Annotated in this window: 21 protein-coding genes; 7 read left to right on the forward strand and 14 right to left on the reverse strand. The window is 59.0% G+C overall.

Features of this window, described 5'->3' with window-relative positions:
• Positions 1-38: 38 nt before the first annotated feature.
• Together AC07WT_RS37275 and AC07WT_RS37280 are read left to right on the forward strand one after the other, a co-directional pair.
• Positions 39-998 (forward strand): DMT family transporter, encoded by a 960-nt coding sequence (locus AC07WT_RS37275; protein WP_494950823.1) that lies wholly within the window; start codon positions 39-41, stop codon positions 996-998.
• A 515-nt stretch (positions 999-1,513) separates the two neighbouring features.
• Positions 1,514-1,933, forward strand: coding sequence for a DUF1810 domain-containing protein (locus AC07WT_RS37280; RefSeq protein ID WP_494950824.1), 420 nt, complete (start codon positions 1,514-1,516; stop codon positions 1,931-1,933).
• Positions 1,934-2,004: 71 nt separating this feature from the next.
• Here the strand turns inward: AC07WT_RS37280 and AC07WT_RS37285 are convergent, their stop codons facing one another.
• The 3 genes from AC07WT_RS37285 to AC07WT_RS37295 all read right to left on the reverse strand — a co-directional run bounded on the left by AC07WT_RS37285 (position 2,005) and on the right by AC07WT_RS37295 (position 5,399).
• Positions 2,005-3,048 carry a Vgb family protein gene (locus tag AC07WT_RS37285; protein WP_494950825.1) on the reverse strand — a complete coding sequence of 348 codons (1,044 nt, stop codon included), beginning with the start codon at positions 3,046-3,048 and terminating at the stop codon, positions 2,005-2,007.
• A 287-nt stretch (positions 3,049-3,335) separates the two neighbouring features.
• Complete coding sequence (locus AC07WT_RS37290) at positions 3,336-4,202, reverse strand: M48 family metallopeptidase (protein ID WP_492596172.1); 867 nt, start codon at positions 4,200-4,202, stop codon at positions 3,336-3,338.
• Between the two features lie 402 nt (positions 4,203-4,604).
• Positions 4,605-5,399: a DUF899 domain-containing protein gene (locus tag AC07WT_RS37295; protein ID WP_494950826.1), complete on the reverse strand. Its 795-nt coding sequence runs from the start codon at positions 5,397-5,399 to the stop codon at positions 4,605-4,607.
• A gap of 689 nt (positions 5,400-6,088) precedes the next feature.
• Between AC07WT_RS37295 and AC07WT_RS37300 the strand changes: the two genes are divergently transcribed.
• Together AC07WT_RS37300 and AC07WT_RS37305 are read left to right on the forward strand one after the other, a co-directional pair.
• Entirely contained in the window at positions 6,089-6,322 is a 234-nt protein-coding gene (locus AC07WT_RS37300) for a hypothetical protein (protein ID WP_494950781.1), read from the forward strand.
• Positions 6,323-6,440: 118 nt separating this feature from the next.
• Entirely contained in the window at positions 6,441-6,674 is a 234-nt protein-coding gene (locus AC07WT_RS37305; RefSeq protein WP_492595002.1) for a hypothetical protein, read from the forward strand.
• A gap of 455 nt (positions 6,675-7,129) precedes the next feature.
• Here the strand turns inward: AC07WT_RS37305 and AC07WT_RS37310 are convergent, their stop codons facing one another.
• Positions 7,130-7,465, reverse strand: coding sequence for a YbjQ family protein (locus tag AC07WT_RS37310; protein ID WP_494950827.1), 336 nt, complete (start codon positions 7,463-7,465; stop codon positions 7,130-7,132).
• Between the two features lie 313 nt (positions 7,466-7,778).
• Here AC07WT_RS37310 and AC07WT_RS37315 point away from each other — a divergent pair, with 313 nt between their 5' ends.
• Positions 7,779-8,594, forward strand: a complete 816-nt coding sequence (locus tag AC07WT_RS37315) for a creatininase family protein (RefSeq protein ID WP_494950828.1) — start codon at positions 7,779-7,781, stop codon at positions 8,592-8,594.
• A 58-nt stretch (positions 8,595-8,652) separates the two neighbouring features.
• On the forward strand, positions 8,653-9,825 hold the full coding sequence (locus AC07WT_RS37320; protein WP_494950829.1) for a YncE family protein: 1,173 nt from the start codon (positions 8,653-8,655) through the stop codon (positions 9,823-9,825).
• Positions 9,826-9,938: 113 nt separating this feature from the next.
• On the opposite strand, the gene AC07WT_RS37325 is transcribed toward AC07WT_RS37320, so the two are convergent.
• The 10 genes from AC07WT_RS37325 to AC07WT_RS37370 all read right to left on the reverse strand — a co-directional run bounded on the left by AC07WT_RS37325 (position 9,939) and on the right by AC07WT_RS37370 (position 21,510).
• Positions 9,939-10,928, reverse strand: a complete 990-nt coding sequence (locus AC07WT_RS37325) for an AraC family transcriptional regulator (protein WP_494950830.1) — start codon at positions 10,926-10,928, stop codon at positions 9,939-9,941.
• 234 nt (positions 10,929-11,162) lie between these two features.
• Complete coding sequence (locus tag AC07WT_RS37330) at positions 11,163-11,477, reverse strand: DUF805 domain-containing protein (RefSeq protein WP_494950831.1); 315 nt, start codon at positions 11,475-11,477, stop codon at positions 11,163-11,165.
• A gap of 41 nt (positions 11,478-11,518) precedes the next feature.
• The gene (locus tag AC07WT_RS37335) at positions 11,519-12,115 is read right to left on the reverse strand and encodes a hypothetical protein (RefSeq protein WP_494950832.1); all 597 of its coding nucleotides are present in this window, start codon (positions 12,113-12,115) and stop codon (positions 11,519-11,521) included.
• Positions 12,112-12,717 carry a hypothetical protein gene (locus AC07WT_RS37340; RefSeq protein WP_494950833.1) on the reverse strand — a complete coding sequence of 202 codons (606 nt, stop codon included), beginning with the start codon at positions 12,715-12,717 and terminating at the stop codon, positions 12,112-12,114. The genes AC07WT_RS37335 and AC07WT_RS37340 overlap by 4 nt, the downstream gene beginning before the upstream one ends.
• A gap of 345 nt (positions 12,718-13,062) precedes the next feature.
• On the reverse strand, positions 13,063-14,877 hold the full coding sequence (locus AC07WT_RS37345; protein WP_494950834.1) for a methyl-accepting chemotaxis protein: 1,815 nt from the start codon (positions 14,875-14,877) through the stop codon (positions 13,063-13,065).
• A gap of 297 nt (positions 14,878-15,174) precedes the next feature.
• Complete coding sequence (locus AC07WT_RS37350) at positions 15,175-17,184, reverse strand: beta-galactosidase (RefSeq protein ID WP_494950835.1); 2,010 nt, start codon at positions 17,182-17,184, stop codon at positions 15,175-15,177.
• 83 nt (positions 17,185-17,267) lie between these two features.
• A complete protein-coding gene (locus tag AC07WT_RS37355) occupies positions 17,268-18,119 on the reverse strand; it encodes a carbohydrate ABC transporter permease (protein WP_494950836.1) in 852 nt (283 codons plus the stop codon).
• 16 nt (positions 18,120-18,135) lie between these two features.
• Positions 18,136-19,083, reverse strand: a complete 948-nt coding sequence (locus tag AC07WT_RS37360; RefSeq protein WP_494950837.1) for a carbohydrate ABC transporter permease — start codon at positions 19,081-19,083, stop codon at positions 18,136-18,138.
• A gap of 16 nt (positions 19,084-19,099) precedes the next feature.
• A complete protein-coding gene (locus AC07WT_RS37365) occupies positions 19,100-20,335 on the reverse strand; it encodes an ABC transporter substrate-binding protein (protein WP_494951144.1) in 1,236 nt (411 codons plus the stop codon).
• A gap of 20 nt (positions 20,336-20,355) precedes the next feature.
• On the reverse strand, positions 20,356-21,510 hold the full coding sequence (locus AC07WT_RS37370) for an ABC transporter ATP-binding protein (RefSeq protein WP_494950838.1): 1,155 nt from the start codon (positions 21,508-21,510) through the stop codon (positions 20,356-20,358).
• A 221-nt stretch (positions 21,511-21,731) separates the two neighbouring features.
• Here AC07WT_RS37370 and AC07WT_RS37375 point away from each other — a divergent pair, with 221 nt between their 5' ends.
• Positions 21,732-22,778: a LacI family DNA-binding transcriptional regulator gene (locus AC07WT_RS37375; protein WP_494950839.1), complete on the forward strand. Its 1,047-nt coding sequence runs from the start codon at positions 21,732-21,734 to the stop codon at positions 22,776-22,778.
• Positions 22,779-22,909: the final 131 nt, after the last annotated feature.

Genomic DNA, 22,909 nt, shown 5'->3' on the forward strand with positions numbered 1-22,909 from the left:
GACGGACCTGTGTTCGTTCGTCACATCTTGCGTGAAAAATGCTCGATTGTGCAAGGCAAACAGCAATTCCAGAATGCGGGGTACTCAAAAAGGACATCATGCTTACACGCCCACGCAATCAAGTTTCTTTCTTGCCTTCAGCGAGCACAAAAGCGGCGCTTTCGGTCGTAATTACAGTCTTACTCTGGTCATCTGCTTTTCCTGGCATCAGGGCCGCGCTGACCAGCTTCTCGCCGGGCGCGGTGGCCTTCGTGCGCTACCTGATCGCATCAGTGGTTTTTGGCCTTTATGCCGTAGCGGCTCGCCCGCAATGGCCCCGTGGCCGCGACTTCGTGCGCGTAGCGCTAGCCGGTGTCGTAGGGATTGCGCTCTACAATTTCGCGCTTAATAGCGGGGAACAATCTGTGGACGCGGGCGCAGCCTGTTTCATCATGAGTGTCGCCCCCATCTTTACCGCGTTGCTAGGCGTCGCGTTTCTGAATGAGCGGATGCGCGCTTTGCAGTGGGCGGGTATCGCGATAAGCTTCTCAGGCGTCGCAGTGGTGGGGCTATGGGGGCGGGACGGCGTCCGATTAGACCATAGAGCGCTGTTTGTGTTGGCGGCTGCGATGTGCCAGGCGCTGCAGTTTGTCGTGCAGAAACCATTGATGAGCCGCTATCGGGCCTTGCCCGTGACCGCGTGTCTGGTATGGGTTGGCACGTGTGCGTTGACGCCGTTCTTGCCGACCGCGCTGCTACAGGTTAGTACGGCATCTTCGACGGCGCTGTGGGCTGTGATCTTTCTTGGCGCCGGTCCTGCCGCAGTGGCATACGTCACATGGTCGTATGCGCTAGCCAACTTTCCAGTGAGCCGGGTATCGAGTTTCCTTTATGCAGCACCGCCAGTTTCGGTCGTGGTGTCGTACGTTTTACTGCATGAGATCCCAACTTTTTCGACGTTGATAGGCGGCACCATCGCGTTAGGCGGTGTGATCGTAGTAAACCTGTATCGAAGATAGAAGGCCGGGACTAATTGGTACTAAGCCGGTAAATCACCAGTATGCGCGGCTAATCGCGAGCATAGCGCCGAAACGGATATCGTCATGGAGTTTGCGTACGTCAATCACTGACACGCCGTCCGCGAGGCCACCGTGTAACTCGGCGTTCTTTTTCATGACCGCATTGGCATCACGCAGGAAGTGCTTGCGCTACTAGTCGAGCACAATCTCTATCCGTCCGCCGTCGATTGCATCACCGCGGCGCAACTCCGTATCACGTTTAAATGCCCGGAGTCTTGAACGGCCGCTTTGGAGAAACGTGACCGGCCGGTATGGGTCGAACTCAGCCGATCGCACCGCGCTGCCGATGTTGCGAGAGCGCGAAGGCCGCCGATGCGCTATCGTTAAAAACGCAACTCTCGATGCCGCATTGGGCAGCAGGTCATTGCCGCGGCGGGCGGCGGACGAGGTGGGAAACAGGTGCGAGAATCGGGGTTCGAGGGTGGATTTCCACGCCGGCATCAACGGAATACGAAATGGATGATCTATATGACCTTCAGCGCTTTGTCGACGCCCAAGACCCGGTGTACGCACAGGTATGCGATGAATTGAGGGATGGACGCAAGCGAAGCCACTGGATGTGGTTCGTGTTTCCGCAAATCCAGGGCCTCGGGGCAAGCGCAATGGCGCGGCGGTTCGCGATCTCGTCGTTGGCCGAGGCCGAAGCCTATCTGCGCCACCCGCTACTCGGCCCACGGCTCCGCGAATCGACGCGACTGGTCAACCTCGTCAAAGAGCGTTCCATAGAGGAAATTTTCGGATATCCGGATTACCTGAAGTTTCGATCGTCGATCAGCCTGTTCGCGCGCGCCACGAGCGATAACGACGTATTTGTGGAAGCTCTGCGCAAGTATTTCGGCGGTGAAGCCGATCCGCAAACTCTGCAGCTGCTCTAGGCCGTTTTCGCGCTGGGCCTGCGCGCAGGGCGGAGCGGACTTCGGAATTTCAGTGTCGGCACAGTGTGTCGTCAATTCCCGCTCGCATCGGCTGCACGGGACCGGTAGAGCAGCAGATGATCGGTGCCGGATTCGGACAGCCAGACTTCGCCCGGGCGGCCCATCATCTCACGTACGTTCGCGTGCGGGCGCGGCAGCGAAAACACTTCGAACCGCTCGGCACGCGGGTCAAAGCGCACTAGCGCGTTGGCGCTCCATTCACTGAGCCAGACGATATCCTGGTCGTCTACAAATATTGCGTACGCATGCGGATCGTCGCCGGGCAGTCGCCATTCGCGCCATTGATGCGTCACAGGATCGAATACGCCGACTTTTCCTGCGTTCCACTCGCTGACCCAGACGCGCCCCTTCGAATCGGACCATACGCGGCGCGCGCCCTGATTTGACGTTGGCGGCTCGATGACCTGCGCCGCACCACTCCCGGGATCGATGCGACCGAGATAACTCCCCGCCAGTGACGCGAAATACAGGCTACCGCCCGGGGTCACGCAGATGCCGTAGGGCCCGGGCCCGCGCGGCGCATCGAAGACTCGCATGCGGGCGCGCTGCGGATCCAGTTCGCCATAGATGCCGCTTTGCCCGGTAAACCACAGATGCCCTTGTTTGTCGAACACGGCGGTGTTCAGATTGGCGTCTGGCCGGTCCTTCGGCAGCGGAAAACGCGTGACGGCGAGCGTCTTCGGATCGATGCGCACAATCGCGTTCTGGCCGCCGTCAGTCACCCACGCCGCGCGATCGGGACCCACGATCACGCCGTGCGGCGCCGATCCGGCGCCGAGCGGAATCTTGTCGATCCTGCCGCTACGCGGGTCCAGCCGTCCGACCGCGCCCTGCGCCTGTGCGGTGTACCACACGGCGCCGTCCGGAGCCGGTGCGACGTCATGCGGCGCACTGCCGGTCGGCACGGCGAAGGTCTCGAACGACGGCGGCTGCGCCTGCGCCAAGCCGATGGTGAGCGCAGCGCTCGCCAGGGCCGACGCAAACCACGGCGCCAGCCCTGCTTCGAGAATCTTGTTCACCGTTGCCGCAACCCGTTTCCTCGCGATCGCCGACATGTTCGCCTCCGTGTCACAGAATAAGTTTTAAAGGGCGCTGACGGCCTTTTATTGTTGCACTTATCTGTAGCCGTCGCTGCGCCGACTCATTCGCCACGCCGGCTCCGGCGGCAATTTAAGTTCACGGTGGCGAAGGTCAACATCGAAGGAAGGATCATGTCGATGGCCATGGCTCAAATCGCGGCCGAACCCGGTTGTCCAAGCCCATGTGGATGGGTTTCCCTTTCTCGAGTGAGAACACGTTCAGGACCCACTGGCCGCCCATGGCGAAAGAGCTGTCAGTTTCTTCATTTCGAGTCCAGCGTGTGGCTGCCGACGTTGAATTGCGGCTCCCGCGAGGCGCTTTCGAAGCCACCGTGTGCGTGGTTTGCCACGCTGCTATTGATTGCAGCGACCCGCCGCGTCAGCCGCGGGTGGGTCCGGCAGATTTCGGTTAGGAAGCCGAAGATGGGCGGCACCATCTTTTCCTGAGCCATGAATGCGTTGGAATCCATTGATGCATTCAGGCGTCGGCAGCCGCAACCCAGCATCTGCAATGCGCCGCGCGACGCGTGGGCGTCCTTTGATAGATAGGCGCCAATGCTGTCGCATGTGTATTCCCGCGAGCGCGAGTAAGCCTTGCCGAGAAATGGGACGACGTGCGCCGGCAGCTTGAGCGCGTTGATCCACGGATTCAGGTGCCCGGCCGCATGATGGCCCAGCTCATGACCGATCACGAAACGCACTTGGGCATCGCTATTCGCTTCGACGAGTGCGCCGGTCAGGAAGACATAGCGGCCGCCGAGCAGGCGCCGCGCGAAGGCGTTAAAAATGCCGTTCGAGTTGTAGATGAAGGTCTTCGGCGGTGCGGACAGGCCGATCTCCCGCGACGCTTCGACGACCATCGCGTGGAACTCCGGGAACTGCTCGCTGCCCAGCAGCACCATGTTGCCGAATGCGGACGCGCGATAGGCCGCGGCTGCCAGCCAGTAGAAGATCGCGAACGCGACGCCATATCCCGCGTAGAGGCGGATGATGTGGCCCGCCTTGGGGTCATTCCAATGGTTGTAGATTGCCTGCGCAATGGCGATCCACAGAAGGACCCCAATCACGATCATGATCCATTGATAGCGCTTCTCCCGCTTGTTTCTAAGTAAATCGAATGTATTCGCCATCAGATTTTCCCCAGCCCTGAGTTGTTAATTGGTTTTCTTCCAGAGCGGCATATCGGGCCGCAGTAAGCATATAAAGTGTTTTTTGGATTGTGCGCAAGGTTTTTTGAAGGCGGCTCGTGGAACAGTGCGTCTGGCATATTCATTTGATGGCGCGGTCAGTAATCGGAGAGCGCTTACGCCTCTATCGGCGCGATAACGGAGACTGGCCGGTGCGGGTGGCAGGTTGCGCGGGCTTTTTCAAGCAAGATGATGACAAAGTGTCTAACTGGATTTGAAAAACCGCGACAAACAGCCAGTTCCGGACATTCGCGACCGCTCTTCATAGCAGACCTTCGCGCTACGGCCGATCGCGGAACCCTCAGACCGACCGTCGCCGCCCGTCGGATCTACCGGAACAGGCCTTCATGGCTTCGTGCTCACGTGTTGGTTCCGGAACGCCGCCTCTCCGGCGTCCGACACCTCGACCCACTTCTTGTCGGGCGCTGCGTCTGCGACGTAGCTGTCGTGCCAGTTCCACCACTTGTAGGTCGGTGTCTGAGGATAGCCCTCGGGCGAGTCCTCCCATACCTCCTGCCGGCCCAGCGGCGTGATGTCGAGGTAGTTCCAGGTGCCCCCCATCTGCTCGTCGCCGCGGTTGTTGATGAAGTAGGTGCGGAACACCCGGGCGCCGTCGCGGTAGAACACGTTCGTGCCGTGCCACTCGTCCACGCCGAAATCGGCGTCGAAGCTGTCCGTGAGGGTGAACCACGGCATCTCCCAGCCCATCCGCGCCTTCAGCCGCGCAATGTCCGCCTGAGGCGCACGCGAGACGAAGACGAGGGTGGTGTCACGGGCGTTCAGGTGCGCGACGTGGGCGACCTGGTCGGCCACCATGGAGCAGCCCCGGCAGGCGTGATCGGGCCAGCCAAACACTCCCGGCTCGAAGAAGGCGCGGTAGACAATCAGTTGACGCCGACCGTCGAACAGGTCGAGCAGGCTGGCCTTGCCCGCAGGCCCCTCGAACGCATACGCCGTCTCCACGGCCATCCACGGCATTCGCCGGCGCTCGGCGGCGAGGGCGTCACGGGCGCGGGTCTGGGCCTTTTCCTTCACGAGCAGCTGCTCGCGGGCCGCCTCCCACGCCTGCGGCGAGACAACCGGTGGTGTGTGCATGGCAGGCTGTCCGCCTTTCCGTCCGTTCTCGGCTGATGTACTCATGGCTTTTGCAATCTCCTGATTTGGGCGAATTCTCGCGCCTCGTGACTGAAGCGCGATTCCATACGCTGCCTATCGCTCGTTGTTGGCTGAGAGATAGTTTGGCACCGGAAATCGAAACTTGGGAGTAACAAGTGTGGCGGTATTCCGATGGAGTCGCTGATTACAGCGGCGGCGTGGGCTCGAAGCGGGTGATCCCCTCGGCACCTTGAACCGCGTGGCATTGCGCGACGATGCTCCTGCACTCGCGCTTTGAGGTATCGCGATGGTCCAGCACAGCCGCTTTCCGGAACGCGCTCAAATGAGCGCGAGGTCGGGATTGGGTCATGGACGTGAAGTCGGCTGAGGGCGAGCGAACTTCCGCTTGGGGTCGACACGCGTCGGCTGCTGCCGCCAACCGGGCGGGCCGGAAACGGCCGTCATGTCATCTGAAATTGACTTGGGCAGACCTGTTGCTCCAAAACAAACAGCCACCGAGAGATATGTTTGTCATGGCAGGACATCTTTTTCCTCCCGCCCTTCGAAAGCGTCGAAACGGCCCACGCGAGATTTTTTATTTGTCTTTGTTTTCATGTGGTTGGGTGAATTTTCTCGGCTCGCGATTCGAGATTGGCACACCCTATGCGTTTGTGCCTGTGAGCGCAACGAATAGTGCTCTTTCCCAAACCGAACCAAACCCAAGGAGATTTACCATGACCTCGCTGATGATCAAAGACCTCGCACACTCCGAAGAACTGTCCGCCAAGGCCCTTTCGGCTGTACGCGGCGGCAGCAACTACAACGTCGGAAACCTCAACGCTGCGTTGGGCGGCGGCTTCGCCAGCCCGGGCATCGTGGTGGCGCCGGTCACCCAGACCGACACGCACACGAAGGTCGAGATTCCGACCGTCCAGAATTTTGGCGGCCTGCAGTTTGTCGCACTGTGAGTTAAGCGGATTGGAGAGTCTCTCTGACCGGGGACGCCGTTCACCCCTCTCCGGGGACTCTCCACCACTTGCGCCGAATCGTGCTTTTCCAAATTGAAGCAAACCCAGGGGATTTACCATGACCTCGCTGATGATCAAAGACCTCGCACACGCCGAAGAACTGTCCGCCAAGGCCCTTTCGGCTGTACGCGGCGGCAGCAACTACAACCTCGGAAACGTCAACGCTGCGTATGGCGGCGGTTTCGCCAGCCCAGCCATCGTGGTGGCGCCGGTCACCCAGGTTGACACATACACGAAGGTCGATATTCCCACCATCCAGAATTTTGGCGGCCTGCAGCTCGTCAAGGCATGAGTTAAAGGCACGGGAGAGTTGCGCCGATGGGATACAGTCCGATCCTCCGGCGTATGCTCTCCGCGATGTTCACCGATGTTCACAGCGAGAGGAGAGCTGCTCCGGCAGGACATGGAGCGTCGGCTCGGTTCTGGCGTGCGAATAAAAATTTCCGGTAACAGGATTCGATTCAAATCTGAATCGATAGCTTCATAACAGGGGAGCACATTGTCGAGGTCCAGGCGGTTGGTCCAATCAACGTAGTTCGCTCTCCTCCCGAACCCTCCGGACTCGTCACCGAAGTTCGGATTCAATAGCCCTGCCCGGCCACGCCTCCGGCGGGCTTTTTTTACGGCTCTCGAGGCTCGCGTACGTGCAGCCACAATGTTGGATCAAAAAGACGAAGTGCACCGGTACCGGGATTGTGTCGATATCGTCACGTGACTGCGTCCTCAGTCTCAATCCGCACATGCTTTTTAAACTAGCGCGGTTGCGCGAACCGCCGTCCCGTAACACAGTACCTCCGTGATTCCTTTTGCTATTTCGGTTGCGTCATAGCGCATACCGATGATGCCGTTTGCCCCCAGGTCAGCAGCTTGCGCAAGCATGCGTTCGTATGCGTCTTGCCGCGTTCGCTCACACAGCGACGTGTACAGCGAGATGTCTCCGCCGAATATCGTCTGCAGGGATGCTCCCAGCGCCCCGACGATGGATCGAGATCGAACGACGATCCCACGAGCGACTCCAAAGGAGCGCTCTATCCTGTGACCCGGAAGCTCAAACGTCGTCGCGACCATATGTCTATCTATCATCGTCTTCTCAATGTTGAGTTTTTGTCTCCGACGGACGGACCGCGGACCGGAGCTGCGCTCAATTCATGGACCCACATCCCTGTGATTGGATCGGTCACCGCTGGTACGTGATCCGGAACGCATTGTGACACGGCCCGTCTCGGGTCCAGGAGACTGTGACGGCGATACGTACTACCCTGGCTATCCAATCACCAACGAGCTAATTGAGCTTGATCACGGAAGAGACGTTCCCTTGTCGGCCGAGGTTCCCATGTCGGCCGGGCTCCCGTAGACTGATCTCCCATATTCACCCCCCTTCCTTCGAGGATTCAGGATGCGCCTCACCCTACGGCGAGCTTTCGCTTCTGTGATTTTGCTTGTCACTACTCAGACTGTCCTCGCGCAGACGTCCAAAACGGTGCAGCTGGAGGACCTCACCTGGACCGAGCTGCGCGATCAGATTCATGCGGGCAAGACCACCATCCTCATTCCCATCGGCGGCACCGAGCAAAGCGGGCCCGACGTTGCGCTCGGCAAGCACAACGCGCGGGTGAAGGTGCTGTCCCAGCGTATTGCAGAGGGCCTGGGCAACGCGCTCGTCGCGCCAGTCATTGCCTATGTGCCTGAGGGAGGCTACGCACCGCCGACCTCGCACATGCGTTTTCCCGGCACGATCACGGTGCCCGACGACGTGTTCGAAAAGACGCTGGAATCCGCCGCCAACAGCTTCAAGGTCCACGGCTTCAGGAACATCGTCTTTCTCGGCGATCACGGCGGCTATCAGAACGACGTCAAGCGGGCGGTAGCCCAGCTCAACAAGGCATGGGCAGGCTCTGGCGCCCGGGCATTCGTGCCGCCCGAGTATTACGGCGCCAGCTCCGACGGATACGCACAAATCCTGCGCCAGCACGGCTACCGCGACGACGAGATAGGCACTCACGCAGGACTCGCGGATACGTCGTTGTTGCTGGCGGTCGCGCCCCAGATGGTGCGGCTCGAGCGCCTGCGAAGCGGTCCGAAACTCGGGGCCGCCGATGGTGTCTACGGGGGCGATCCGCGTCGCTCGAGCGTCGAACTCGGTCAGCTGGGCATCGATGCGATCGTGTCGCAGACAATCGACGGCATCAGGAAAGAAATCGCCGGCCGCTGACGGGTTCGCCGGCGTCCAACCTTTGTTTTCAATTACCCACTTGATAACGGAAGTCGAAATGCGTTCGTGTTCCAGTCGTTTGTCACGCCTCGGCTCGTCAGTCGGTGCTGCGTTGGCCGGCCTATGCATGGCCGGCGCCGTGTCCGCCTCGCCGGCAGTCGCCACGGTAGCCGGCATGCCGCCCGTGGTGAATGCCAGCAATCTCTATAGCGAAGCTGGCACCGGCCGCCTCAGTCCAGCGGTGTCGGGCGCCTTGTCACGAGTCTATGTGCCCAATCTGCGTTCGAACGATGTCTATGTGATCGATCCGGCGACGTTCAAGGTGGTCGACCGGTTTCACGTCGGCTTCAGCCCGCAGCACGTCGTCCCTGCGTGGGATCTGCAGACGCTGTGGGTGGCCAACAATGCGGAAGGTCGAACCGATGGCAGCCTGACGCCGATCGATCCGAAGACCGGAAAACCCGGCAAGGAAGTCATGGTCGATGATCCCTACAACATGTACTTCACTCCGGACGGCAAGGAAGCGATCGTGGTGGCAGAAGCGCACGCACGGCTGGATTTTCGCGATCCGCATACGATGACGCTGAAGTCGAGCCTTTCCGTACCGGAGTGCAAGGGTATCAATCACGCTGATTTTTCGATTGACGGCAAGTACGCGCTGTTTACCTGCGAATTCGGCGGGAAGCTGGCGAAGATCGATCTCGTCGACCGCAAGGTCGTGGGCTACCTTCAACTCGACAAAAAGGGCATGCCGCAGGATATTCGCGTCTCGCCGGACGGCAAGGTGTTCTATGTCGCCGACATGATGGCCGATGGCGTTTTCATGGTCGACGGCGACAGCTTCACCAAGATCGGTTTCGTCAAGACCGGCGTCGGTACCCACGGCCTGTACCCGAGCCGGGATGGCACCAGACTATACGTCGCTAATCGAGGTTCCAATCTGGTCCACGGAGTTCGCCACGGCAAGGGCAGCGTGTCGGTCATCGACTTCGCCACGCGCAAGGTCGTCGCGAACTGGCCGATTCCGGGTGGCGGCAGTCCCGATATGGGCAACGTCAGCGCGGATGGCAAGATGTTGTGGCTGTCCGGCCGGTTCGACGACGTGGTCTACGCGATCGACACGACGACCGGCACGGTCAAGTCCATTCCGGTTGGAATGGAACCACACGGACTCACTGTCTGGCCGCAGCCCGGGCGTTATTCGCTAGGCCACACCGGGAATATGCGCTGACCTGTGCCTGTGCCTGTGCCTGTGCCTGTGCCTGTGCCTGTGCCTGTGCCTGTGCCTGTGCCTGTGCCTGTGCCTGTGCCTGTACAGGCAGTGATAGGCGCCGATACGGCTGGCTACCGCTGTTCGGCATGAAGATATCGGTAGTCGTTCAGGCGCATTTCTTGAGGTGTCATCCCGTAGGCGCGCCGAAAGGCACGCGTAAAGTCGGATGCACTTTTGAAGCCGACTGAATAGCCAACGTCCTTGATCGGAACGCTCGGAAATCGAACGAGCTCGTCTGCGGCGGCGCGCAAGCGAAGATGGCGGATATAAGCACCAAGCCCGCCTTCATGTTCGAATAGCCGATAAATCGTGCTGCGTGGGAGCCCCAACGATTCAATTACGCTATCGGGCGATAGTTCGCGTTCCTGCAGGTTTGCGCGAACGTAGCGTCGCGTATATTCAAACATGAGCGCGCGGCCGACGGCTCGCTTGCTGCCACTCAACCCAGCCTCTTCCCCGAATGCGGCTGCGATCAGTTCAACGAGGCCGGCGAGCTTGCGATGACCGTCCTCGAACGGCATGTACCGGAAGTTCTCGACTAGCGTCCTGGCGCGCTCAACGATAAGCCGCGTGGCAGACCTGCTCGGATCGAGTACGCGTCCGTGTATTGCTCCTGGGTCAGAGAACACGTGTCGCAGCAGGTTGGAGGGCACAACGAGCGTGATGTACCGGCACGCCTGCCGCCGCAGGCGTACGGGTTGTTCCAGGTCGGTGGCAAGTACGCTGCCCCCACACAAGGGGTACTCACGCTTCCTGGCGAGCGTCGTTGCCGAATGAGCTTCACCGTCCAGGAAGATGGTAAAACCGATGCCGCGCGCGGTATCGCGCGAAATGCGGGCGACGGTGCGTTCGATCATGACATGATCGGTATAGGTGTCGCTGATACGGAATTCGCCGATGTCGTAACGGTCGTTGATGCAGATAAAGGGCTGTCGAACCTGCTCACGCGACGGCACGACCTCGATAACTTGGCCAAGCTGCTCCCAATAAGCCAGCAATTGCTGTTGCGGCGGCAGCCCGGAAACATCGAATCGGCTGTAAGCGATGCCATTCGCGAGCATATCGTGATCCCGTGGCAAAGTAGGACAATGAGGATGCAATCCGGCAACGAGAGACTGGCGGCAACGATCTCGCAGCTGAGTATCGGGCGGATGACGAGGTGGCGCCCCGCCGCCTCCGCGCATCCAGTTAGCGCTTTTAACTGGACAAGCTTATCTTAAGATCGTCAATTTACGCCTGCACCGATTGACGCGAGGACCGGGCACACTGGAATGAAGGTGCCGATGGATGAATCTTCAGTCCCAGCGCTGCCCTGACAAGAAGCAAAGTACGGGCAGAACGATGACGCCGACGATCGGGAAGGAGAGCACCTTGACGGACCAACCGAGAAAATTGAGGTCCCTCAGGCGCTTTGCCGACGCGCCATAGAACAGGCTGCCCAGCGCAGCGCCCAGCAGAGAAACGAAGACGTTCAGCTCGCTTAGTCCGATGCGGCCCTTCGCGGCGAACACGATGCATGCAAGCGCGGTAAACAACGACCATACGATGACACTGAGCGACATGCACAGAAGGTAGCTGCCTGCGCCGAGGCGGCGATTCATTGGCAACATGTCGTCAGGTCGGGCATCCAATGCTCCTTTCGTCAATCAACTCAGAGCGGTACCCGCGCCGTCACCACCTGGCTGGCCTTGATGAAGTCCGGATCATCGAACAGCTTGCGCAGCAGATCCTGGAAGATAGCCGTGGTCTGATTCAGTCCGTTCGACGCGGCGAGCACGCCAAGAAACTCCGAGTCCCAATGAGTGTTCACGCGTAGCACTTTGTCATAGCAGACCGTCTGGCCGTTCCTGACGACAAAGCGGCCTGCCAGTTCCGCCCTCCCGTCGGAAACATGAACTTCAAGCAGCGTCGCTTCCAGGGTCGCGGTTGAGCCAGCGTCGTAGTTTCCGGACGTCGACAGCTCAGTGCGTATCGCATGATTCAGATAGTCGGACCACGAACCGCTTCCCGGTGCCAACACGCGCAACGACCGAACGGTTGTCTGTATGTCGGCTGGATCGTCCCCAGTCGTCACCCGATAGCGTGCCGCATGAGGAACACGCGACAGCGTCATCTGGTTGGCCACACTGACCTGATAAGGCAGCACTTGCTGCGTGACGCAGCCGGTCAATGTCAGCACGCCGGCCACTACCGCCAGCCCGGCAAGCGACTTGGAGATGCGCCGACGCGCAGTGTGGATCCGGGTCACTGGGCGATATCAGACGATTGATCGAGTTCTTCGAGGCTCTTCGCCACGATCTGTCTAAGCATCGTGTCGGACGCTTGCTGTATCGGCATCGGCTGAAGTCCAGCCGGGCCAGATGCATTGCCGATCGTCGTGTAGATAGCGTGCTTGATCACTTTGGTCACTGCGTCATGCCCGGGTTCGATGTAGCTGACCGTGCAAATATAGCCATCGGTAACCATCGTGCCGACCAGCCCGAACGTCAGTCCCACGCCGAATCCCTTCGCCGCCACATTGTCTGTCAGTGCGACGTTGTTGATCGAAACGGACAGCTTGCGTCCGGACGATACCGGGTCGTACGACACCTGACTAAAGAGGCCGGATTGCGACACCTGTTCATACACGTGCGGTCTGACAGACTCCGTGACCCGCGCATTCACGACGCCCTTGGTCTGGAACTCGACAAGCAGCTGGATGGGCTGCGGACTTGCCGGCTTTTTTAAATCAGCGTAGTGAGGCTCCCCGAGCGACTGGTCCACGTAAGAATGTGGTGTCATACAGGCCGATAGCGACAGCGCAAGGCTGACTGCACCGGCAAGTGCGATTATGCGTTTCGTATTGAACATGAATATCTCTCGTTTCTACTTTTTAAAATTGTCCGAAAGGAAAGCTAGTCCCCGGCAACCGCCGTTCGCAACGAGGCGGATGGCATGGTGTTCATCCCCTGACGACAGCGGTGCATTTTCTATTACGGCGGACAATCACAAACCTTTAGTGGTTTTAGTCGACGTTATATTTTTGAAAGACTTTCAACGTATTGATTGATTCGAAGGGCCGGCCGCCACGGCCGAAATTCGGCCGCTCGTGAGCGTTAAGGTGGAAGGAGAACGTTGTCGACACCTATCTGCAGGTGCTGGAGCAGACCCACCTCTGCGCGGCGCAAGCCGCGCAGGTAGCGTCGTCGGTGCGCGTTACGCGCGTGCGTCGGCGTGGCGCAGCCTGAACAGCCCCACGATGCGCGAAAGGCCGTGCGCCTGCTCGTTCAGCGTCGCGGAGGCGGCGGTCGATTGCTCCACGAGGGCGGCGTTTTGCTGCGTCGCCTGGTCCATCTCGGCGACGCTGCGGTCGATCTGGCTGATGCCGGCGCTCTGCTCGTTCATTGCGCCGTCGATTTCGCCAATGACGCGATTCACGCGATCGATCCCTTCGACGATTTCCTGCATCGCTGCGCCGGCGGCCTGCACACGCTGCGCGCCCGTGCCGACGCTGGCTTCCGAAGCTTGAATCAGGTCCTTGATCTCGCGCGCGGCGGTCGCACAGCGCTGCGCCAGCGTGCGCACTTCGCCCGCCACCACGGCGAATCCGCGGCCGTTCTCGCCGGCCCGTGCCGCTTCGACGGCGGCGTTCAGCGCGAGGATGTTGGTCTGAAACGCGATGCTGTCGATCACGCTGATGATTTCGGTAATGCGCGCAGAGGACCTGGCGATGTCGTCCATCGTGCTGACTGCGCTCGTCACGACTTCGCCGCCGCGCGCCGCCGCCTGGCTCGCCGAGGTCGCCAGCCGCGTGGCCTCCATCGCGGCTTCGGCCGACTGCTTGACGCTGGCAGTCAACTGCGTGAGCGCAGCCGAGGTGTTCTGCAGATTGCAGGCGGACGTTTCCGTGCGCTGCGACAGATCGCGGTTGCCCATTTCGATTTCGCTGGTCGCCGTCTTCATGTTCTCCACGCCGGCACGCACGTCCAGTAGCACCGTGCCGATCTTGTCTACAAAAGCGTTGAACGAGGCGGAAATCTGCGCCACTTCGTCGCTGCCGACCACGGGCAGGCGATGCGTGAGATCGCCGCTGCCTGAGCCAATGGTATCCATCGCATCGCGCACCTGCGAGAGGCTGCGGAACGAATGCGAGGTGAAGAACGCGGCAATGCCCACCGCCGCCAGCGTCAGCAACACCATCGCCACACCGAGCGCTTGCAGGACGTTGGCCAGACCCGCCGTTGCCTCCGTCTTATCGAGTGCGAGCACCAGATACCAGTCGGTGCCGTGCACCGGCTGCGCCTTGAGCAGCTTCGCAACCCCGCCCAGATCGACTTCCATCGGCGCACCGGCTTGCGCGAGCGAGGCCAGCGCGTCCGGCGTGAGCGCTGCGGCGATGTCGGTCGCCTGCTTGAGGATCAACTTGGCATCCGGATGCGCGATAACCTGACCGTCGCGCGTCACCACGAAGGCCAGGCTCGCCGGCGTCGGATGCACGGCGGCGACCACTTCGCGCACCCCGTCGAGCGGCACGGCGCCGCTCACCGCGCCGGTCGGCTCGCCGTTACGGATCATCGGCGCGGAAAACGACACGTAGGGCACGCCGGTCGACGCGTCGCCGTACGGCTTCGTGACAATCAGCGTGCCGGCCGCGACGGCCGCCTTGTACCAGGGCCGCGCGGTCGGGTCGTAGTCCTTGGGCGTGGTGCTGCTGGTCGAGAAATAGGTCTTGTCGGTCCACCCGACTGTGGTGATCGGGAAGCCGTCCGCGCGACTCATATGCTTGACGAGGCCTTGCGGATCGCCGTGCTCGACCTCTTCGGCGGTCGCCTTCACGGCCTGCGCTTTGGCAGCCACCCACTTGTCGATGGCCAGCGTATTGGCGCCGGCGATGGCGCTCAGGTTCTGCGCGATGGTCTCCATCGTGTTGGCGCGCACTGTGATGTAGGCGGCGGCTCCCGAGAGCGCTAGCGCGCCGATGACGGTCGCGGAGGAAATGATCAGGATGCGGGTTCGGAGTGAGGAAATCATGGTTTCCGTGAAGAGTGGAAGGGTGCTGCACGAATCGGAACGCCTGCTGCGGCACCTCGGCACGACCCGAGCCGAGTCACGGTTTTGGGGCCACCTTCACGGACTACGGCGAAAAAAGGGAGAACTTGAGGCGGGCGGCGGGGGGCGAACTCGGTCCTTCGTCGAACTTCCGAGTTCTCCTAGCCATTACGCGACCCTGTCCGTACCCCCACGACTGGTATCGCAAATCTCGTCGAGCACAAGCTGCGGCGCTATCAGACAGTCGTTAGCGCCGCAGTCGCTCGCGAAACCGATGCGTTACAAAGTGACAGCCACTTCCGAACGTGCTTCTACAAAGATTTCTACATCCCCAGCTTCGAGCTCAATGCGTCCTCCCTGCAATCGCTTGCCTGACAAGGCACTTACGCACTCGCGATGGTTGAGCGTGATTCGTTTCGATTCCTTTGAAAGATTCATTACGAACAGAAGCCTTGTGGCCTCAGAGCTTCTTACGGCGAGTTCTACTCCCTCGGGTAGATCTGGCTCGTAATCGAGACCCACATCTACCGCAATCCGACCGAGCAAAACCTTATAAGCCTCATCATCGAGCACTGTTCCGATGTAATACACAGTGCCGTTGCCGGCAACATTCCTCGTGACGGCAGCGCGGCCAGCAAAGTATTCGCTTGAATAAGTTGCTCTCGTCTCCGCTGTGATCGGTGAAAGGATGTCACACCATTGACTACACTTGAATAGCTCACCACCTTCGAACTCAATTCTTTGCACGTCCGTTCCAACTGGGTCGTACTCGTCTACGAACACGCCAGCGAGCTCCGTCAACAAGTTCGGCAAGCGGTTTGGCAAGCACACGTTGTTGGTGTTCTTGACACCGCAGCGCGTTGTCAAGATAAGCGTACCGCCGTTGTCCACATACTGGCGCAGCCTGGCCGCCACGGCTTCGTCAATAAGGTAGAGCATCGGGGCGATGACAAGCTTGTAGCGTTGGAAGTCGTCCCGCCAGTTAAGCACGTCCGTGCCGATGCCGATTCGCAAGAGTGCCGAGTGCAGGCGTTTGAAGTTGTCGAGGTAATCGAACCCGTCCGACTGCGGCTGAATCTGGAAGGCGTTGAGTTGCTCGTGCGAAAAGAGCATCGCTACATCGTGATTTAATGTCGTGCCCTCCAGCAGTGGAGCGAGTTTCGTTGCCTCCCGGCTGAACCGCACGAACTCGTCGAAACGGCGACCAGGCACGCCGTGATGGTCCAGTAGACCGTGCCAGAACTGCTCTGCACCGATCCGGGCCGAACGCCATCGGAATTGCACCACCGCATCGGCACCACGAGATACGCTTTGCCATGCGTAAGCTCGAATCATTCCGGGAAACGGCGTGCGTGACATCGGGTACCAACATCCCGGCGTCCCGCTCAATTGCTCCATCACCCAGAAGTTTTGCCGCTTCAGTCCACGCGTCAGGTCAAGTGTCAGAGCCCCGTGATACATCCGGGACTTCGAGTTGTCGATCAGGTCTGTGGCCGGATAGTAGTCAACTGACGCGAAGTCCATGCTGTCGAACATGTCGTAGTAGTCGGCCGTGACGGGGTAGCCCCACAGATTGTGGGTCACGAACTTGCCGGGACTGTTCTCGCGTATAAGGGCAGCCTGGAAACGATTGAAGTCGGCAACGGAATCGGAGGAGAACCGCCGGAAGTCCAGTAGGAACGACGGATTAAGATGTGGCGACCCGCCAAGTGGTGTATTGACCTGCGTCCAGTCGCTATATTCACCGCTCCAGACAACCGTTCCCCACTCACGGTTCAAATTCTCCAGCGTTCCATATTTGCTTTGGAGCCAGGTACGAAAGAGCCGCGTGCAATTCTCACAATGGCAATCGTTTGCCGCGAGTTCGTTATCCGTTTGCCAACCCATGACAGCCGGATGCGTGCTGTAATGCCGCGTCAGTCGGTCGATGATTCGTTCGCCATACTTGCGCAATGAAGGACTGTTGTAGCAGCGATGAAGGCGCACGCCCGCGTAATGGGGGTGACCTTTGTTGTCGACCGGAAGAACGTCCCGATAATTGTGCGTGAGCCACACTGGCGGCGTAGCGGTGGGCGTGCCGAGCACAACACCGATGCCGTGACGTGCAAGGACTGCAATGGCCTGGTCAAGCCAGGCGAAATCGAAAGCGCCTTCGGTAGGCTCAAGCCTTGACCACGCAAACTCCGCGAGGCGAACGATAGTAATGCCAGCGTCCTGCATCTGCTGCGCATCCCGCTCCCACAGCGCGACGTCCCAATGCTCGGGGTAGTAGTCGACTCCCACCTTCATGGAATTGTTCCTTTATGGATGTTATGGGCGCAGGGCGCCCTGCAAGCCCATCGCTCGCATTGAACATGGAATGAACGGCTTGCTTAGCCCTTGGTGGCGCCGAAGGTCAGACCGGCAACGAAGTGCTTCTGCATGGCAAAGAACAGAACGACCGACGGGAGGGCGGCAAGTAGCGAGCCGGCGGAAACGAGGTTCCAGGCTGTGGTCCACTGCCCTTTGAGCGCAGCGACACCCACTGTGATAGGTGCCGCATCATCACCCTGCGTAAGGCATAGCGCCCAGAAGTAGTCGTTCCACACGAATGTGAAGACAAGAATCGCTAGCGCAGCGAGCGCTGGCGCAATAAGCGGCAGGATGATTTTGTAGAATAGTTGCCATTCATTTGCTCCTTCGATACGCGCAGCCTCGATAAGCTCATAGGGCAGTTCCTTGATGAAATTTCGCAGAAATAGCGTGCAGAATCCGGTCTGAAACGACACGTGAAAGAGAATCAGCCCCTCAAGAGGGTTGAACAATCCCAGTTGCAAGGTCAGCTGGCGCACAGGAATCATCAAGACTTGAATGGGAACAAAGTTACCCGCCACAAATACGCCAAGAATCGCGTGGTTCGCTTTGAACGGATAGGTTGCGAGGGCGAACCCCGCCATCGCCGCCAAAGCGATGGAGCCCAGCACCGATGGCACGGTAATGAGGCAACTATTCAGAAAGTAGTGAAGCATCGGGGAGTCGACGAGGACTGTCCTGTAGTTCTCGAAGAGGGCGAATCCCTCAGGCCAACCCCAATAATTTCCTTTCATGAGTTCGCTTGACGAGCGAACGGACGTCACTAGAACTGCTATCAACGGGAGTAGCCAGATGATAAGTGCGAGTGGTAACGAAGCCTTGTAGACAGTCCGTCCAACTGGACTCCATCTGCTAACGGGAGTTGGATACATAGATAATCGTCCTTCGTTACCGTTCCGCGTGGAGGAGGCGGCGCAGCTGATACACGATGAAAACCAGCATGATGAGAAACAACACAACAGCAATGGCCGCCGAATAACCGAATCGGAAGTACTTGATAGCCTGGTCGTACATGAAATACGCAAGCACAGTCGAGCTATCGAATGGACCACCGCCGGTCATAACAGCAATGAGGTCGAAGCTACGCAGCGCGCCGATAATGGTCAGTACGACGGATAAGAAGGTAGCCGGCCTCAATTGAGGCAGGACGACGTGCCACAAAAGAGACCAGCCCGTGGCCCCCTCCATGCGACCTGCCTCAATAATTTCGGGGTTGATGCTTGTGAGGTTGGTCAGGTAGAGCAACATGCAGAACGGAATCTGTGGCCAGAGTGCTGCCGCGACGATTCCGAACGTAGCGTAGTGTTCGTCACCGAGAATCGGTATTCCGTGCCCAACGAACACTTTCAGGAGACCAAAGGCCGGGTCATAGAACCAGCTGAAGACAAGGCCAACCACCACGCCGGACAGCACGAATGGAGAGAAGAACAACGACTTGACCAGCCGCATGCCTCTAACGTTTTGGTTCAGATATAGAGCGAAAATCAGTCCCAGAGGCGATGCGAGCAGAAAGAGCACAAGCCACAACAAGTTGTTTTTCAGTGCGACATAGAACGTGTCGGTATGAAAGAGCTCCTTGTAATTCGCAAACCCCACAAAAACCTTATCGCTCATGCCGTCCCAGTTATAAAAACTGAGTACGACGCTGCTGATGATCGGGTAAATCACATAAATGCAAAACATCGCGCAAGCGGGCAGCAAGAACAGGATGGCTGCCCGCTTGCGCCTGCTTGCCAGAGGTGTAGACCGCCCCCCCGTCGACGCGCGGCGAATGCGAGAGGGCTGGTCTGCGGGTAAACTTTTTTGCACTGACGTTCTCGTCTCTGCGGTGGCCATGGCACGCCTCGCACTGTCACGACTTGTTATAAATGCGCTTGCGCGTCGTTTCGAGTTGTCCGAGAATCTCGTCGAGCCTGGATGGATCGCTGATGAACCGCTGCATGCCCTTCATGCCCTCGTCGGCCATTTCCTTGGTCATGTCACGGTCATAGAATTGCGCCACACCGCCGGTGGTCTTCGAGAGAATCTGGAAGCCGATTTTTGCAATCGGGTCCTCAGGCATCGCGGCCTGATTGTTGGCCGGAAGCGTACCTACGCCCTTCGCGAGTTCCCCGTCGATATCCGGTCGGCCAATGGACGCAAGAAATTTACGGGCGTCAATCTTGTTCGCAGCCCGCTTGGGAATATTGAGGCACTCGGCAGAGCCGTCCTCTGCAGGGGCAATTTTGGGGTCGACCGTGGGAAACCGGAAAAAGCCGGTCTGTGTCTTCGTCGCCGGGGGCAAACCGGGCGACAGGAATGTGCCCATCAACATCATCGCGGCCTGGCCTTGAATATAGAGCGGCTGTACGGAGTCCAGACTGTACGACAGCGGGTTGTCGATGAAGTATTTATTATCGATGAGCGTTTTCCACGCCAGATAGACCTTTTTCACGCGGGCGTCGGTGTACGGAATGTCGCCTTTCATGAGTTGCATGTGGAAGTCGTAACCGTTCATGCGGAGGTCGAGATAATCAAACCACGCTGCCAGCGTCCACGAGTCGCGCCCACCCACTGCAATCGGAGCAATGCCCGCCGCTTTGAGCTTACGACACGCCTCAAGAAACTCGTCCCAGGTGGCCGGATCGCCTTTGATGCCAACCTTGTCGAACAGGTCTTTCCTGTAGAAGAGTCCCCACGCAAAATACTGCGTAGGCATCGCATATTGCTTGCCCTCGTACGAGGACGCAGTCTTGAGTGACGCGAACTGCGTGTTCCAGCCGTTCTTTTGCCAATCCGCAGACAGGTCTTCGAGCAAACCACGGCGTGCGTAGTAGGCCATGCGCTCGCCTTCATGCCAATTGATCACATCGGGTGCGACCGATGTCAGCCAACCAGGAAGCTGCACCTTGTACGACTCTTCCTCGACGAACGCGACTTTCGCAGTCACATCCGGGTTGGCCTTTTCGAATCCCTGAATCAGCCGCTCCCATACCGCGCGCTGCTCGGCGCCTTTGAAAGCGATATTCAACTGAAGAGTCCCCGCATCGACCACACTCGCGAAAGAGAGGGCCGCACCCAAGGCTGAGAGCACAAGCAGTCGTTTCATCGATGTCTCCGGATGTCGTTTTATTGAAGTTTCGGCACTGCGCGGCCGTCGGCGGTGAACATGTGGCAAGAATGGGACCTGAAGGCCAGTGCGACGCGAGCGCCGGTCAGGTGGTTCGCGTCACCTGGTTGCTTTGCAATGATTGTCGTTCCACCGGGGTCATCGGCGTGCAGATAGCTGTGTTCGCCAAGTCGTTCGACCAGGGCGACGTCGCGCCACAAAACTTGCATTTCCTCGTGAGGTTCAGCAGACATTGCGGCGGCGTGAACTGCGGCGTTCTCGATATGTTCAGGTCGGATTCCAATCGACACTGATTGTCCGATCCCCAGGGATAAACCATCGACCTTCGCCACCACTACGTCGTCGGACTTCGTCAATCTCACTGTGACACCTTCGGAGCCCACGGATACGACGGACGCGGATAGAAAGTTCATCTTCGGGCTACCAATGAATTCGGCAACGAATCGGCTGTCTGGACGGTGATAAAGTTCCAACGGTGAACCGACCTGCGCGATGCTGCCGAAGCGCTCAGCATCTTGCCCTGCACGCAACAGGACAATCTTGTCTCCGAGCGTCATGGCTTCAACCTGATCGTGAGTAACGTACACAGTGCTGGCTCGAGCGAATTGACGATGGAGCCGCGCGATCTCGACGCGTGTCTGGCCCCGAAGCATTGCGTCGAGGTTCGAGAGCGGTTCATCAAACAGGAACACTCCCGGCTCGCGCACGATAGCTCTACCGATGGCGACGCGTTGGCGTTGGCCGCCGGAGAGCGCCGCTGGCTTTCTATTGAGCAGAGCATCCAGTTGCAATATCTTCGCCGCCTGGTTGACCTTTTGCGTGATTTCGCCCGAGGGCAGACCGGCCAACTTCAAGCCGAACCCCATGTTCTGTTCGACGGTCATGTGAGGAAACAAGGCGTAGCTTTGAAAGACCATCGCTACCCCTCGTTTGGCAGGGGGTACGGCGCTCACGAGCTTCCCACCAATGTGCACGTCACCAGACGTCGCGTCTTCGAGTCCAGCAATGATGCGCAGCAGCGTCGACTTCCCGCAGCCAGATGGCCCCAGGAAAACACAGAACTCGTTTTCCCCGATATCGAGATCGATTCCGCGTAGTACAGGCGAGTGCGCTCCATACGCCTTGGTCACGCCTTTCAGTGTGATGGCTGCCATGTCTCCGTCCAGCTTGATTTAACGTTACACCAACGGGTTTTAAAAAAAGGCCGCGAGGCCTGACCGGGAGCAACTGTCCTTGTATTTGCGATGGACTCTACGCCCGTTTCCCGGCAGGTGCAAGAGCTTTTTCATGGGCAATATGATTGACAACGCCGTGTCGCGTCGATTGAATGATGCTAAAAAATCCTGTTGCGGCTTCGCCGACGAGTGTTCTTACTATGAGCAGCAAACAATTCACCCCTGCCGCGACGATCAAGGACGTAGCTGAACACGCTGGCGTCTCGGTCATGACCGTCTCGAATGTGTTGCGCGGTCGGGGACGCGTGAGTGAAGAGACGCGGAAGCGAGTTCTCGAAGTGGTAGAGCGCAAAGGCTACCGGCCGAACCTTACGGCTCGCGCACTCGTGGAACGCAAGGCGCCGACTCTTGCGTTGATGCTCAGTTGCATCACCAACCCGTTCTATCCGGAATTCACGCTCGCGGCGAATCTGTCAGCGTTAAAGCACCAGCGCCATCTGCTCGTCTGCAACACAGATCATGAGCCAGACCGTGGTACGCGTTTCCTGGAACAAGTCGCCGGCTCTCTTTCCGATGGGGTTCTGGTAGCGAACTACGCCGATCTACCGATTGACGAGCTACGCAGGCTGCAGCGTCGAGGCGTGCCGGTGGTCATATCTGTGTGGGAACTGCCAGACGAACCTCCTGGGATCCCGTGCGTGACGTTCGATTCGAAGGGCGCAGCCAAACTCGCCGCACAGCACCTGGTTGAATATGGACACCGGCGCATTGGGGCTATCATTGGCAGCCCGAAAAATGGAATCCACCGAGCTCGATATGGTGGGTTTCGAGAGGTCATGCGGGAAGCCAAAATTCGACATTTAGCGGCGGACGAGCGATTCACAGGAGACTCATTCGAAGACGGTTACGAAGCTGCAAAGCATTTGCTTTCGGCCCGTCCCGACCTGACAGCGCTCTTTGTCTCTAACGACCTTCCGGCGCTTGGTGTGTTGAACGCTGCATCGGACCTTGGATACTCGGTGCCCGACGATTTATCCATTGTGAGCATCACCGATATTATCCCCGCACGCCAATCGCGCCCGGGCCTGACCACTGTCGCGATACCAACGACCGAACTGGCCGAGCAGGGGATAGGCCTTCTCATCGAACTCATGGCCGGGCGGGCGAACGAGTCGACGGTCATCCACACTTCGCCTCCGAAGCTTATCGTTCGAGGATCCACAGCTCGACCGACGATATCCACTTGAAGCTCTGAGCGGTTCCGACGCAGCTTGGACGATGAATTAGCACGTCTGCCTTTGTTTCGACACTAACGGCCGGCTTCAGTGAGCGCCTTCGTTCGGATCGTGGATTGTCCAGCATCTTTGTCCTCGATCTC

It is taken from the genome of Paraburkholderia sp. GW821-FHT02A12, assembly GCF_059422005.1.